Source organism: Gillisella terrae, from assembly GCF_004801395.1.
GTDB lineage: Bacteria > Pseudomonadota > Alphaproteobacteria > Rhizobiales > Rhizobiaceae > Allorhizobium > Allorhizobium terrae.
Genome location: NZ_SSOA01000003.1, coordinates 435298 through 449663, shown reverse-complemented (window position 1 = coordinate 449663; position 14366 = coordinate 435298). Strand labels below are relative to the sequence as shown.

General features: G+C 54.8%; 16 protein-coding genes. 3 read left to right on the top strand and 13 right to left on the bottom strand.

Features of this window, described 5'->3' with window-relative positions; all coding sequences use genetic code 11:
- Positions 1-6: 6 nt before the first annotated feature.
- The 12 genes from rnhA to coxB all read right to left on the bottom strand — a co-directional run bounded on the left by rnhA (position 7) and on the right by coxB (position 9751).
- A complete protein-coding gene (gene rnhA, locus E6C51_RS09305) occupies positions 7-474 on the bottom strand; it encodes a ribonuclease HI (RefSeq protein WP_190235743.1) in 468 nt (155 codons plus the stop codon).
- On the bottom strand, positions 471-1436 hold the full coding sequence (locus E6C51_RS09300) for a homoserine kinase (protein WP_190235742.1): 966 nt from the start codon (positions 1434-1436) through the stop codon (positions 471-473). Before E6C51_RS09300 ends, rnhA begins: the two co-directional genes overlap by 4 nt.
- 281 nt (positions 1437-1717) lie before the next feature.
- On the bottom strand, positions 1718-2713 hold the full coding sequence (ispH, locus tag E6C51_RS09295) for a 4-hydroxy-3-methylbut-2-enyl diphosphate reductase (RefSeq protein WP_407920793.1): 996 nt from the start codon (positions 2711-2713) through the stop codon (positions 1718-1720).
- 8 nt (positions 2714-2721) lie between these two features.
- Positions 2722-3090: a DUF1304 domain-containing protein gene (locus E6C51_RS09290; RefSeq protein WP_146931334.1), complete on the bottom strand. Its 369-nt coding sequence runs from the start codon at positions 3088-3090 to the stop codon at positions 2722-2724.
- A 14-nt stretch (positions 3091-3104) separates the two neighbouring features.
- On the bottom strand, positions 3105-3821 hold the full coding sequence (locus E6C51_RS09285; protein ID WP_190235740.1) for an SURF1 family protein: 717 nt from the start codon (positions 3819-3821) through the stop codon (positions 3105-3107).
- 9 nt (positions 3822-3830) lie between these two features.
- Complete coding sequence (locus tag E6C51_RS09280) at positions 3831-4211, bottom strand: DUF983 domain-containing protein (RefSeq protein ID WP_146931340.1); 381 nt, start codon at positions 4209-4211, stop codon at positions 3831-3833.
- A 102-nt stretch (positions 4212-4313) separates the two neighbouring features.
- A complete protein-coding gene (locus E6C51_RS09275) occupies positions 4314-5192 on the bottom strand; it encodes a cytochrome c oxidase subunit 3 (protein ID WP_190235739.1) in 879 nt (292 codons plus the stop codon).
- Between the two features lie 184 nt (positions 5193-5376).
- Positions 5377-6027: a cytochrome c oxidase assembly protein gene (locus E6C51_RS09270; protein ID WP_190235738.1), complete on the bottom strand. Its 651-nt coding sequence runs from the start codon at positions 6025-6027 to the stop codon at positions 5377-5379.
- A 49-nt stretch (positions 6028-6076) separates the two neighbouring features.
- Entirely contained in the window at positions 6077-6217 is a 141-nt protein-coding gene (locus tag E6C51_RS09265; protein WP_146931351.1) for a hypothetical protein, read from the bottom strand.
- Positions 6217-7173, bottom strand: coding sequence for a heme o synthase (gene cyoE, locus E6C51_RS09260; protein WP_146931354.1), 957 nt, complete (start codon positions 7171-7173; stop codon positions 6217-6219). Before cyoE ends, E6C51_RS09265 begins: the two co-directional genes overlap by 1 nt.
- Positions 7174-7241: 68 nt before the next feature.
- Positions 7242-8909 (bottom strand): cytochrome c oxidase subunit I, encoded by a 1668-nt coding sequence (ctaD, locus tag E6C51_RS09255; RefSeq protein WP_146931357.1) that lies wholly within the window; start codon positions 8907-8909, stop codon positions 7242-7244.
- A gap of 17 nt (positions 8910-8926) precedes the next feature.
- Positions 8927-9751 (bottom strand): cytochrome c oxidase subunit II, encoded by an 825-nt coding sequence (gene coxB, locus E6C51_RS09250; RefSeq protein WP_190235794.1) that lies wholly within the window; start codon positions 9749-9751, stop codon positions 8927-8929.
- Positions 9752-10470: 719 nt separating this feature from the next.
- On the opposite strand from coxB, the gene E6C51_RS09245 reads away from it, so the two are divergent.
- The 3 genes from E6C51_RS09245 (at position 10471) to E6C51_RS20150 (ending at position 13747) form a co-directional block, all read left to right on the top strand.
- Positions 10471-10995 (top strand): invasion associated locus B family protein, encoded by a 525-nt coding sequence (locus tag E6C51_RS09245; RefSeq protein ID WP_146931360.1) that lies wholly within the window; start codon positions 10471-10473, stop codon positions 10993-10995.
- Positions 10996-11105: 110 nt separating this feature from the next.
- Positions 11106-12521, top strand: a complete 1416-nt coding sequence (tldD, locus tag E6C51_RS09240) for a metalloprotease TldD (RefSeq protein ID WP_190235737.1) — start codon at positions 11106-11108, stop codon at positions 12519-12521.
- Between the two features lie 8 nt (positions 12522-12529).
- Entirely contained in the window at positions 12530-13747 is a 1218-nt protein-coding gene (locus tag E6C51_RS20150) for an HAD-IA family hydrolase (protein ID WP_230987158.1), read from the top strand.
- On the opposite strand, the gene E6C51_RS09225 is transcribed toward E6C51_RS20150, so the two are convergent.
- Positions 13683-14216, bottom strand: coding sequence for a nucleoside triphosphate pyrophosphohydrolase family protein (locus E6C51_RS09225; RefSeq protein WP_330999762.1), 534 nt, complete (start codon positions 14214-14216; stop codon positions 13683-13685). The genes E6C51_RS20150 and E6C51_RS09225 overlap by 65 nt on opposite strands.
- Positions 14217-14366 lie beyond the last annotated feature (150 nt).

Genomic DNA, 14366 nt, shown 5'->3' with positions numbered 1-14366 from the left:
GGCTGCTTATCCACCCATCAAGGCCTTATGCGCATTGCCCTTTTTAAATGGCTCCATGCCCTTGCGGGCCAGCTCGTCGGCGCGTTCATTTTCGGGATGGCCTGCATGGCCCTTGACCCAATGCCATTTAACCTTGTGGCGCTGGTTGGCAACATCCAGCTCCTGCCACAGCTCGCCGTTTTTCACCGGCTTTTTATCGGCGGTTTTCCAGCCGTTTTTCTTCCAGCCAAAAATCCATTTGGAAATGCCATCCATCACATATTTGCTGTCGGTGTGCAAATCCACCTCGCAAGGGGCCTTCAGCGCGTTGAGCGCCGTAATGGCTGCCAAAAGCTCCATGCGGTTGTTGGTGGTCTCTGCCTCGCCGCCGGACAGCTCCTTTTCCACCTCACCATAGCGCAGCACCGCCCCCCAGCCGCCGGGGCCGGGATTGCCGGAGCATGCACCATCCGTAAAGATCTCAACATGTTTCATTGCGGCCATCCATAATCCGAGGCCGTTTCAACCGCCTGATGGAAGCGCAGCTTTTTCAGATATTCCAGCGGGTCTTTTTTCACCACCAGAGCGCCTGCCGGTGTGGTCAGCCAGTCATAGAGACGGGTGAGGAAAAACCGAAGCGCCGAGCCACGGCACAAAAGCGGCATGGCGGCAATTTCTGCCTCAGACAAAGGCCGCACCGAAAGATAGCCCTCAATCATCGCCTGACCCTTGGTGATGTTATAGCTACCATCTTTCTCAAAGCACCAGGCATTGAGGCAGATGGACAAATCGTAGGCGAGATAGTCATTGCAGGCGAAATAGAAATCGATCAGCCCGGAAAGCTCATCGCCTAAGAAAAACACATTGTCGGGAAACAGATCGGCATGAATCACACCCGCTGGCAGCTCTTGCGGCCAATGGGCCACCAGATGGGCCAATTCCTTCGCAATCTCAGGCCGCAATCCGTCCAGCACCTCATCGGCGCGGTCTTCGGACTTTTGCCACAGCTCCTGCCAGCCTGCAACAGACAGAGCGTTGGGACGGGCAATCTCAAAACCCTCACCCGCAACATGCATCTGGGCCAATGCCTTGCCCACCGCGCGGCAGTGGTTGGCCTCGGGCTTTCGAAGCCACATGCCCTCCAAAAACGAAATCAGAGCAGCAGGCCGCCCGGACAATTCGCCCAAAAGCGCGCCATCCTTGCGCGGCAAAGGCAGCGGGCAATTCAAGCCACGATCAGACAAGTGATGCATCAGGCCCAGAAAAAACGGCAGATCATTCTTTTCAACCCGCTTTTCATAGAGGGTGAGAATCAGCGCACCTTCTGTGGTGTGCAGCAGAAAATTGCTGTTTTCCACGCCCTCGGCAATGCCCTTGAAGGACAGCAAGTAGCCTGTTTCGTATTGGGAGAGGAAGTCCTTGAGATCGACCTCATTGATATCGGTATAAACTGCCACAGATCAGATCCGCATTCTGGTTTGGTTGCAGACAGGGATACAATGGCCGCCGCAGGAGTGCCAGCCCCGGAATGGGACGAGGCACAGGAAATGGGTGGCAGAGACCAACTTCGGCCCTTCGCAAAGCTCAGGGCGCTCAACGCTGAAAACGATTCACTGGATCGTTTTTCCGGCTGCATGATTTTATTCCGAGCTAACGTATCCCGGCCCTTCGCGGGGCTCAGGGCGTTCGAAGCTAAAAACGATTCACTGGATCGTTTTTCCGGCTGCGCCGTCGCTTCTCACCCATTCACAAACGCCATATCTTCGGGCGTGAGTTCGATGTTGCGCAGCTCGCGATTGACGAGGAAATTCTCATCCTCGATCGAAAATTCGGCAAGCTCAATCGTCGCATCGAAGCGGGATTTGAAGGCCTCGATGATCTCATTCACCACCACCTCCGGAGCCGATGCGCCCGCTGACAGCCCAAGACTGCGGATGTCGCCGATGGCGTCCCAATCCAGCTCATGGGCGCGCTGAACAAGGATGGAACGCTTTGCACCGGCTTTCAGGGCCACTTCCACCAGACGTTTCGAGTTGGAGGAATTTGGCGCCCCAACCGTGACAAACAGATCGCAGCCCGGAGCGGCCTGCTTGACTGCTTCCTGTCTATTGGTGGTGGCGTAGCAAATGCTATCAGCCGCAGGCGCCGTCAAGGCCGGGAAACGTTCCTGCAATTTGGCAATCACGCCTGCGGTATCATCGACCGACAGCGTGGTCTGGGTCACAAAGCCAAGGTTTTCTGGATCCTTTGGCTGGTAAACGGCGGCATCCTCCACCGTTTCCACCAGTGAAACAGTGCCTTCCGGCAATTGGCCCATGGTGCCAATCACCTCCGGGTGGCCCGCATGGCCAATCAGGATGACGTGACGGCCAAGGCGCTGGTGGCGCATGGCCTGTTTATGCACCTTGGATACCAGCGGACAGGTGGCATCAAGATAAAAGAGATTACGCTTTTCCGCATCTTCCGGCACGGATTTCGGCACACCATGGGCGGAAAATACCACCGGTTGGTTGCGGTGCTCGGCCGGAATCTCATCCAGCTCCTCGACAAACACTGCCCCTTTGGCCTCAAGACCCTCAACCACGTAGCGATTGTGGACAATCTCATGACGGACATAAACCGGTGCGCCATAGCCTTTGAGCGCCAGCACCACAATCTGAATGGCCCGATCCACGCCTGCACAAAAGCCACGCGGGCCACACAGCTTGATCATCAAAGGCGGTTTTGCCGTCATCGTATCCATTATAATCCAGCCAGAAGCACCAGAACAAAAGTAATGATCGCTGGCACGCCCTGCACCATAGCAATGCGCCGCGACACGGTTAAGCCTCCATATAGGCCAGCTGTGATGACTGCGCCAACAAAAAACAATTTGAGCTGAAAGGCGAACATCGGATCACGCTGCACCAGTGACCACACCAGGCCCGCCACCAGAATACCATTGTAAAGCCCCTGATTGGCCGCCATAACCTGCGTGGCCTCGGCCTTTTGCGGACTCATGCGGAAGGCCTTACGCCCACGCGGGCTCGTCCACATAAACATTTGCAGCACCAGAATATAAAAATGCTCCAGAGCGATCAGAGCCACAAAAATATTGGCAATAATTGACATATCCCCTCCGTCTATCACTTGTTCTTTCGAATTATCTTCAAAATAGAAATCACCGCCAGTGCAAGCGCGAGGCCATACCAGGTCAAGGCATATTGCAGGTGGCTATTGGGTAGATCAATCTGGGTGACACCGCCAATTGGCAAGCCCCCCGGCACCTGTGCCGGCCCGGCATCCAGAAAAAACGGCAGAACCTTATCGGCTGGCAGACCGACGCTTGATGCCATCACATCCAGATCTTTCCAGTAGAACACGTTTTTCGCTATATCATTGTCTGGCACCAGCGATGATGGTTTTTCTAAAAGTCTTGCCCGCGCCAGGCCAGTAACCCGTTGATGGCCCAGTAATTGTCCGCTCATGCGGGTGGCGGGATCTTTGCGATCTTCCGGCACAAAGCCGCGGTTCACCAGCAGATAGCGCCCATCATCAAGCTGCAAGGGTGTGTAAATATAAAAGCCCGCCGCACCATCATGCGTTGCCAGAAACCGGCGTTCTTTATCATTGAGAAAATCGCCCACCGCCGTCATGGCGCGGTAATCGACATCGCCGCCAGAACGGGCCAGCGCGTCTATCTCTTCCACTGTTGCCGCAGGCTGGTGGCGTCGGCTTTCAATATCGGCCAGCAAGCCCTCTTTCCAGCTCAGCCGGTGCAATTGCCATGTACCCAGCATCACCAGCGTTACCAGCGCCGCCAGCACCAGAATGCCGCTCACTATCGCCTTCACCCGCACCATGACAATGCCCTAGCTTCGATCAATCACACCCGGACGGGCATGGTTTCTATATTGCAAGCTGATCAACAAGGCTTTGACGAAACGCAACAGCCAAAGCGACAGACCGATTGCCAAAGGACCAAAAATCAAAAAATGCACCCACAGGCCCGGCGAATAGGTGATCTCGGTGTAAAGCGCCATGCCAACCACCAGAAAACTGACAATCAGGATCACAAAAATGGGTGCCCCATCGCCCGGATCAACGGTGGTGTAATCCAGACCACAGGCACTGCAAGCCGGTTTCAATGTTGATATGCCATTGAACAGCCTGCCTTGCCCACAGCGCGGGCAGCAGGCGGAAAGGGCCACTTTGGCAGGCTCAATCGGTGGAAAATCACTGTTATCAGCCATGGCGCATTGCATCCTTGATTGCTGATCCAACCGGACAAATCAATTTTGAAAAAGAAAGGCGGCGCTTGCACGCCGCCCTGTCGCTACACATTGATCTCAACATTAACCGTGGGCCAAAGGCGCACCCCATCCGCCCCAGATATAGATGGAGAAGAACAGGAACAGCCACACCACATCGACGAAATGCCAGTACCAGGCAGCCGCCTCAAAGCCGAAGTGCTGTTTGGGTGTGAAATCACCTTTCGCTGCCCGGATCAGACACACGATCAGGAAGATTGTGCCAACCAACACGTGGAAACCGTGAAAGCCCGTGGCCATGAAGAACGTGGCCCCATAGATCGAGTTTTTAAAATCAAACGGTGCATGGGCATATTCGTAAAACTGCACAAAGGAGAACAAAGCGCCCAGCAGAACCGTCAAGGTCAATCCGCTGATCAGGCCTTTGCGGTCATTTTGCAACAGCGCGTGGTGCGCCCAGGTGACACAGGTGCCAGACAGCAGCAAAATCACGGTATTGTAGAGCGGCAAATGCCATGGATCGAGCACTTCGATGCCCTTTGGTGGCCATTGACCACCCGTGAAGGCAAGCCGTGAGGCCTGAATGGCCTCATGGGGAAACAGGCTGGCATCGAAGAAAGCCCAGAACCAGGCGACAAAGAACATCACCTCCGAGGCGATGAACATGATCATGCCATAGCGAAGATGCAGCGACACAACACGGGTGTGTGCGCCCTCATTGCCTTCCTTGATCGTATCGGCCCACCAGCCGATCATAGTAAAAATAGTAATGGCTAGACCGATGAAGAACAGCCATGGATGGGCCATTTCCAAGCCAAAAAGCTTGAAGGAGCCGCCATGCAGATAGCGCATGTAGCCCACGCCACCAAAGGTGAGAAAAAACGCCCCGATTGCGGCAACCAATGGCCAGGGGCTGGGGTCGATGATGTGGTAGTCATGATGTTTCTGGTGCGCGTCTGCCATGTCAGCAATCCCCGATCTAGACTTCTCTCCTTGAGCAACAGTGTGCCAGAAAGCCCGCTCCTGCTCTATCCCTTATCTCTTGCACGTTTGCGCGAAGACAGTGTCCTCCACTTCGCTAAAATTGCAAGCCTTCCGCATCGTAATCCGTCTTCAAGCGCCGTCCCAGCGCTCAAAGCCGAGGTATTCATAATTTTGGCGCAGACTTCTCCGCCGATGTTGGCAATGCCGCAACCGGCTTTTCGCTGGCATGCGGATAGAATGTGTATGACAGTGTTACCGTGCCAATCCCCTTGGTTTCCGGCTCCTTGGCAATGTCGGGATCGACGTAGAACACCACCGGCATCTCCAATGTTTGCCCCGGCTGCAAGGTTGTTTCGGTAAAACAGAAACACTCGATCTTGTTAAAATAGACCGCAGCTTCCATGGGGGTGACATTAAACACCGCCTGCCCCTTGGTAGGGTAAGGTGAGCGATTGGTCACTGAGAAATTCACCTGTGTGGTCTCACCGATGCGTGGAGAAACCGAGGCCGGAGGCGACTTGAAATCCCAGTTCAAACCAGGAGAAACATTGGCATCGAACGTCACATTGATTTTGCGATCCAGAATGACGGACGAGGCCTGCTCAACCCGCTGGGTGGTGCCGTTATAGCCTGTGAGCTGGCAATACATGCGATAAAAGGGCACAGCCGCAAAGCTCATGCCGACGGCACAGCCAACGAAGGCCAGACAGGCAAAAAAGACCGTGAGATTTTTCCGCTCACCCTTTCCCTCAGCCGGCGAACCTTCTGTCTTCTTGCCGTCTTCCAAGCTGTCATCTCCTCCCGAATGCGTCATGGCTCCTCCCGCCTTTCCGTTTGGGTGCTGGACCGTTTGGGCATTTCCCCTATTGCCCCACCATGCCACTCATCTTTGCCATGGTCATTAGATAAAACAGCACCACTAGCCCGGCCAGCACGAGGCCAAGGGCAATATTGCGGCTGCGTCTGGATTTCTTCTGGGCCTCTGTCAGCTTGACTGTTTCCATCACAAAGCTCCTGCCAGATGGGCCGCAGCCCCCATGGCGTAATGATCGACCAGCAAAGCCGAGAAAATCGCAAACAGATAGAAAATCGAATAGACAAACATTTTCCGCGCCGCTGCCATGCGCTGATCCTCAGCAGGCATCCGCCACACGGCAACAGAATAGCCGATAAAAATCGCGCTCAAGAGGCCAGCCACCAAACCATACCAGATTGACGCAAGCCCCGTGAATGTTGGAGCGACGGCAAACACGCCGGTCAGGACGGCATAGGCAACAATCTGGCGCTTGGTGGAGGGGATGCCCGCCACATTCGGCATCATCGGCACGCCGACCGCGCCATAATCGCCCATTTTGAACAGGGCAAGTGCCCAGAAATGCGCAGGTGTCCACAAAAAGATAATCATGAACAGGATGATGCTATCGAGGGATACGCCACCCGTCACACAGGCCCAGCCGATCATCGGAGGAAAGGCACCGGAAGCACCACCAATCACGATGTTTTGCGGGGTCGAACGCTTCAGCCACATGGTGTAGACCACGGCATAGAAGAAAATGGTGAAGGCAAGAAAACCGGCAGAGAACCAGTTCACTGTCAGGCCCAGTATGGCAACCGAAAACACCGACAGCGTTACGCCAAAGGCCAGCGCTTCCTCGCGGCGAATACGGCCTGCGGGAATGGGGCGCTTTGCCGTGCGGGTCATCACGGCATCAATATCGGAATCATACCACATATTCAGCGCACCGGAAGCACCGGCACCGACCGCGATACACAGCACGGCAATGCTTGCCAAAATGGGGTTCAATGTTCCCGGAGCCAGAACCAGACCGGCAAAAGCCGTGAACACCACAAGCGACATGACGCGCGGCTTCAGCAGCGCGAAAAAATCCCGTGCGCTGGCTTCTGAAAGGGTTTTGTCCCCTTCCACGCCGAGAATGTCACTATCGTTTACGACTGCCATATCCTGTCCTGACTGTTGTTTCGTCAACGCCGTGCCGGGCTAAGTCACGGCGTTGACGACTTATTCTATCACTTGATGCGGGGCAACTGTTCCCACTGGTGGTATGGCGGCGGTGAAGACAACTGCCATTCCAGTGTGGTGGCACCCTCGCCCCATGGATTGTCTCCGGCCACCCGCTTTTTCGCAAAGGCCTCGAACACGCCAAACAGGAAAATACCAACCGCAACTGCCGAGATGTAGGAACCGTAAGAGGAGATCCTGTTCCAGTCCACAAATGCATCCGGGTAATCAATGTAACGCCGCGGCATACCGGCAAGACCAAGGAAATGCTGCGGGAAGAACACCATGTTCACACCAATGAACATGACCCAGAAATGCAGTTTTCCAATGAACTCGCTATACATATAGCCCGACATTTTCGGGAACCAATAATACCACCCGGCAAAGATTGCAAATACTGCGCCCAAAGACAGCACGTAATGGAAATGCGCCACCACGTAATAGGTATCATGCAATGAGCGATCAAGACCGGCATTGGCCAGCTGCACGCCCGTAACGCCACCCACCGTGAACAGGAAGATGAAGCCAATGGCCCAGACCATGGGGGTTCTGAACGACAGTGATCCGCCCCACATGGTCGCAATCCAGGAGAAGATCTTGATGCCGGTGGGCACCGCGATCACCATGGTTGCGAAAACGAAGTAGCGTTGCGCGGCCAGCGACAGGCCAACCGTGTACATATGATGCGCCCAGACCACAAAGCCAACCGCGCCAATGGCCACCATGGCATAGGCCATGCCGAGATAACCAAAAACCGGCTTCTTTGAGAAGGTTGAGATGATGTGGCTGATAATGCCAAAGCCCGGCAGGATCAGGATATAAACTTCAGGATGGCCGAAGAACCAGAACAGATGCTGATAGAGGATCGGGTCACCGCCGCCCTCTGGCGCAAAGAAGCTGGTGCCGAAATTACGGTCTGTCAGCAGCATGGTAATACCACCAGCCAGAACTGGCAGAGACAAGAGCAGAAGGAAGGCCGTAACCAGCACCGACCAGGCAAACAGCGGCATTTTATGCAGGGTCATACCCGGCGCGCGCATGTTCAAAATGGTGGTGATGAAGTTGATGGCACCGAGAATGGACGAGGCACCCGACACGTGCAGGGCAAAAATCGCCAGATCCACAGCAGGTCCCGGCTGCCCCGATGTCGCCAGCGGCGGATACATGGTCCAGCCGCCGCCAACGCCATAAGCCCCGGCCGGGCCTTCGACAAACATCGACAGGATCAGCAGAAGGAATGCAGGCACAATCAGCCAAAACGAGATATTGTTGAGGCGTGGAAAGGCCATATCTGGCGCACCGATCATGATCGGGATCATCCAGTTGGCAAAACCGCCAATCAGCGCGGGCATGACCATGAAGAAAATCATGATCAGCGCATGCGCTGTGGTGAACACGTTATACATATGCTTGCCGCCATCAATGGCAGCATCGCCCTCAAAACCATAGACCATGGCCGCAAGGCCGTGGAAAATCTGAATGCCCGGCTCTTGCAATTCCATGCGCATGGCAACCGAGAGCGCACCACCGATGATACCGGCGATGATGGCGAAGATCAGATAAAGTGTACCAATGTCTTTATGATTGGTCGAAAACAACCAGCGAGCCACGAAGCCCGGCTTATGATCGTGTGAATGTCCGTGAGCATGAGTGCCCTCGACGGCAGGTCCAGCCATTGTCCTCACTCCCTCTCTCAGTTCGAAACGTTCTGAGCCAGCTGAACAGAGGATTTCACCCCATCCACAGCGGCGATCAGCGCTTTGTTGGCACCACTCAGATCAGTGCCAGCGGCGCTCATCCATGAATTATACTTGTCTTCCGACACAACGCGGATCGCGATGGGCATGAAAGCATGATCCTTACCGCACAGTTCCGAGCACTGGCCATAATAAAGACCTTCGCGCTCGGCCTTGAACCAGGTTTCGTTCAAACGGCCCGGCACGGCATCAATCTTGATCCCGAAAGATGGCATTGCGAAGGAATGGATCACATCGGTTGGCGCGGCGGTCACCAGCACACGCACGGTTTTGTTGACGGGAATGACCAACTCATTATCAACAGCCAGCAAGCGCGGATAGATCTTGCGATCTTCCTTGCCAACGGCGGCACGGTCCTGATCTTTCAGCATGTAGCTGTCGAAGGCCAATGGCTTTTCGCCTGCATATTCATAGTTCCACTGCCATTGGGTGGCGGTGGCCTTGACGGTCAGATCAGGCTTTTCCGGGATGGTCAGCTCGTAGGAGAGCAGATTAAACGACGGAATGGCGAGAAAAAACAGAATAAGCACCGGCCCAAGGGTCCAGGCCACTTCAATAGCGGCATTGTGGCTGGTGCGTGATGCCACGGGATTGGCACTGGCGCGAAACTTGACGACAACAATGATCAACAGCGCCAAAACAAACAGCGTCACCGGCACAATAAACCACAGCGTATAATGGTTAAACCAACGGATCTGCTCCATAACCGGCGTGGCAAAGGGCTGCAAATCCATCTGCCATTCTTTCGGTTGATCCGCCATCGCCCCCGTGGCGGTCAAAAGACAGATGACCAAACTGGAAAAACAAAAGAAAATATTTTTTATCACGGCTGGCTCTCCTCCCACGTTTGACCCAAATCAATGGCAAACGCTCGATCCCTGATATGATGCTAATTTAAAATCACAATTCCAACAAATTCGCAACACACACATGTGATGACTGGGGCGTGTTTTCGGCTATTCTTATGGCTATCCCGTCGCATTTCATGGGCCAACATGTTTTTTGAGCGCCCACAACCCCTTATTGGCAAAACTATCACACCTCACCTTGGAACGTAAGCGGTTAGAGCATCCTGCAGAAGGCGGGAATCAGCACGATGCTCAAAATTTTGTCCGCGCCTCCTCGAATGACACACATCTTCCCCATTCCAGCGCTGCGCAACGCGCCGGTGAAGAAGGCGTTGGCAAAGATGGGCTATAGCAAGGGCCAAGGGAGGCTAGATGTAAACGGCCCTCCCTTCTGCCGTGACCGTGACAAGCCCGGTCCCAATTATGCCTCACTCAACTGGAAAAGAGAGGCACACGTCCACATGTGTGTGCTGCGTGAAACGGTGGTTTGCCCTCTTGAATGTTGGAAAAACCAAAGAGATTGGATTTGTTTCAGTGATGATCGCACGTTTCATGGTGCGCAAAGCGCAGACAGGTGTTAAGTGCAGACACTGACAACAATTGGCAGATTGAACAAAGTTCCAGAGGTTTCCATGGGTTTCCAAAGAGTGTTGCGGGCCGGGCTTTTTACGGCGGCAGTTGGTGCGGCTTTGCTGCCAGGCTTTGCAATGGCGCAACAACCACAGGCTGGCACTGTTCGCTCCAATCATGGCGCATGGTCTGTTGTCTGCGATACGCCAGCGGGCACATCGCAGGAGCAATGCGCGCTGATGCAAAATGTGATTGCCGATGACCGGCCGGAAATCGGCCTCTCGGTTGTGGTGCTGAAAACAGCCGACCGCAAAGCCCGCATCCTGCGGATTCTGGCTCCCTTGGGCGTTTTGCTCAAAGATGGCATGGACCTGTTTATCGACAATAACAAAGTTGGCACCGCAAATTTCACTCGCTGCTTTGCCGAGGGCTGCTACGTGGAAGTGGAAATCGACGATCAGTTGATGAAGATTTTGCGCTCTGGCAAAAACGCGGTCTTTGCCGTGCGGGAATCCTCCGATCAGGACCGGGTTGGCATTCCGGTGGCGCTGAACGGTTTTGCCGAAGGCTATGACGCGCTGCCATAAGACTTGTTCCGTGCGCAAACCGAGACTACATGAGGTAGCACAACAGTGCTACAGCGGCGCTTTGCCAGCCATGGCGGACAAACGGCGCTGTATTGCCGAAGGAGAAGCCTATGAACACCGACCTCTTGAGCCTGTTTGACTGCGACGAGCAGACCCTGACGAAAACCGTCGCGAAGGCGCTGGAGGGCTCGGATGATGGCGAATTGTATATCGAGCATGCCCAGGCCGAATCACTCTCCTTTGATAATGGTCGTCTGAAGGGCGGCAGCTTCAATACCGATCAGGGTTTTGGCTTGCGCGCGGTCGCTGGCGAAGCAGTTGGCTATGCCCATTCGGGCGAGCTGTCGCAAAGCGCGCTTGCCCGCGCCGCCGATGCGGTTGGCGCTGTCACCCACGGCCACAGCGGCTCTTATGCCAGCGCGCCACAGCGCACCAATGCCAAGCTCTATGGTGATGGCAACCCGATTGGCAGCCCCAGCTTTGAAGAAAAAGTGGCTCTGCTGTCGGACATTGATGCTTACCTTCGCTCCAAGGATTCCAAGGTGCGGCAGGTGTCTGCCTCGATTGCCGCCAGCTGGCAGGTGGTGGAAATTCTGCGGGCCGATGGCCACCGTGTGCGCGACGTGCGCCCCATGACCCGGCTGAATATTTCGGTGATCACCGGACAAGGCGATCGGCAGGAAAGCGGTTCATTCGGCTTTGGTGGCCGCATGGGTTTTGATGATTTTCTCAACACTGAGAGTTGGAAAGCGGGGGCTGATGATGCGCTGCGCCAATCCTTGATCAATCTGGAAGCGATTGAAGCCCCCGCCGGCACCATGGATATTGTGCTGGGCAATGGCTGGCCAGGCGTGATGCTGCATGAAGCTGTGGGTCACGGGTTGGAAGGTGATTTCAATCGCAAAAAAACCTCGGCCTTTGCTGGCTTGCTGGGCGAAATGGTCGCCGCTCCCGGCGTGACCGTGGTGGATGACGGCACAATCAACGATCGCCGTGGCTCGATCACCGTGGACGATGAAGGCACCCCATCGGCTTGTAACGTGCTGATCGAAAATGGCCGTCTGGTGGGGTATATGCAAGACCGTCAGAATGCCCGGCTGATGGGCATGAAGCCCACCGGCAATGGCCGCCGCCAGGGCTATGCCCACCAGCCAATGCCACGCATGACCAATACCTATATGTTGTCTGGCGACAAAACGCCGGAAGAAATCATCGCCTCGGTCAAGAAGGGCATTTATGCCGTGTCTTTCGGGGGTGGTCAGGTGGATATTACCTCGGGCAAATTCGTGTTTGGCTGCACGGAAGCCTATATGATTGAAAACGGCAAATTGGGCGCACCGGTGAAAGGTGCCATGCTGATTGGCAATGGCCCGGACGCCATGAAGCGCGTGTCGATGATTGGCAATGACATGAAGCTGGATACCGGCATTGGCAATTGCGGCAAGGCCGGACAATGGGTGCCGGTGGGCGTCGGCCAGCCGCATTTGCGCATGGATCAGGTGACGGTGGGCGGCACGAAGACGTAACCGCTTCAATGGCCTATCGTGTTGAGATTGTTGATTATGATCCCGCCTGGCCGCAGCATTTTGCTGAGGCCTCGCGAAACCTCTCAGCCATTTTGAAAGGTGCGGTCAGCCTTATCGATCATGTGGGAAGCACCGCTGTGCCCGAACTTGCGGCCAAGCCGAAGATCGATATAGACGTCACACTCACGGAAGGTGCCAGCATCTCAGATGCGTGCGCAAAGCTGGAGCATGCGGGGTATGAGCCGCGTGGTGCACGTTATGGCGATGGTGTTTTTGCGTTTTTTCTCCCCGGCAATCAGAAGGCAGGCAATCCGGGATATCGGGTCTATCTCTGTCCTCCGCAATCTGAGACACATCGGAAGAGGATGATCTTTCGAGACCGTCTTCGGCGCGATCCAGAATTAGCCCAAGCCTACGCCGCCCTGAAAAAGCAGCTTGCCGAACATTATCGTTATGATGGCGACGCCTATACCAAGGCGAAATCCGCATTTATCGCGAAAACAATCCAAATGTCTGAAAGCCAAATATCTGAAAGGACGCCCTCCCCCATGCTGCCTCGCCCGCCCAAAGCGGTCATCTTTGATATGGATGGCCTGATTCTCGACAGTGAGATTCTCTACCGCAAATCGGTGATTTCAGCGGGTGAGCACAACGGGCTTTTGGTTGGGGCATCCGTCTATGAGGGCATGTTGGGGCAGCCTTGGCCCAATATTGCGCGATTGCTAAGAGACCACTACGGCGATGATTTTGATGCCGATGCGTTTCGCGTCACATGGCTGGAACATTTTGATCAGTTGATGGCGCTGGAGCTGAACCTCAAGGCGGGGGTGCTGGCGCTTTTGGATGTGCTGGACCAATATGACATTCCAAGAGCAATCTGCACCTCGTCCAACCACAGCCAAGTGCAGCATCACCTTGCCGATTTTGGCATTTTGCCGCGCTTTCATCGCATCATTGCCCAAGGCGATTATGCTCATGGCAAGCCTGCGCCCGATCCCTATCTCACAGCAGCAGCCAAGCTCGGCGTTGATCCAAAGGATTGTCTGGCACTGGAAGATTCGCACAATGGCATCCGCTCGGCAGCCAGCGCTGGCATGATGGCTGTGATGGTGCCGGATCTTCTACCACCATCCGATGAAATCCGGGCGATGGCCACCCTGATCATCGACGATCTTCACCAGTGCTGCCACTTTTTTGAGGGGCAATCCCTTCTTCAGCGGGGATGAAACGCCATTTGCGCGCAATGGCTGACGGCATATCCAGCTTGTGATGGTGAGCAAACAACAGCACATGGCCTAAGAGATCTGCAGTTTCATCGGCCAGCAGCAGGGCGATCTCCTCCTCGTTCATGCCTTTGGCACGGCTGCGGCCGCTGAGACGGTTGGCCACTTGCAGCAACTCTCCCGCTTCCTCTGCCAGTTTCAACAAGAACCAATCAGCATCGCGCTCCAAGCCATTCGCTTGCGCATATTTTTTTGATGCCGCCTCAAATTGCTGTGTCAGAGATTCCATCATATTGTTCTCCATTTGTTCTTGACTTTGTCGCGCATTTTCGCGAGATTGTCGAGTAGGAAAACAAAAAACGAGCCCTAGAGAGGGCTCGCCAGACCGCTGACAAACCCTAAATTTATCCTCGACGTCATGCTCGGCCCTGTGCCGAGCATCTAACCACGCTAATTTCATAAGCAAAGTCAATTGCTTATCCAGCCACGACAGACCCTCGGGACAGGCCCGAGGGTGACGAAACGTCGAGCGAGAGGTTTGTCAATAAGCTGACGAGCCCTACTGCATAATTCCTTAAATCGGAATCGATTTAAGGTGAAAATTATGCAGCAGATTAAAAGT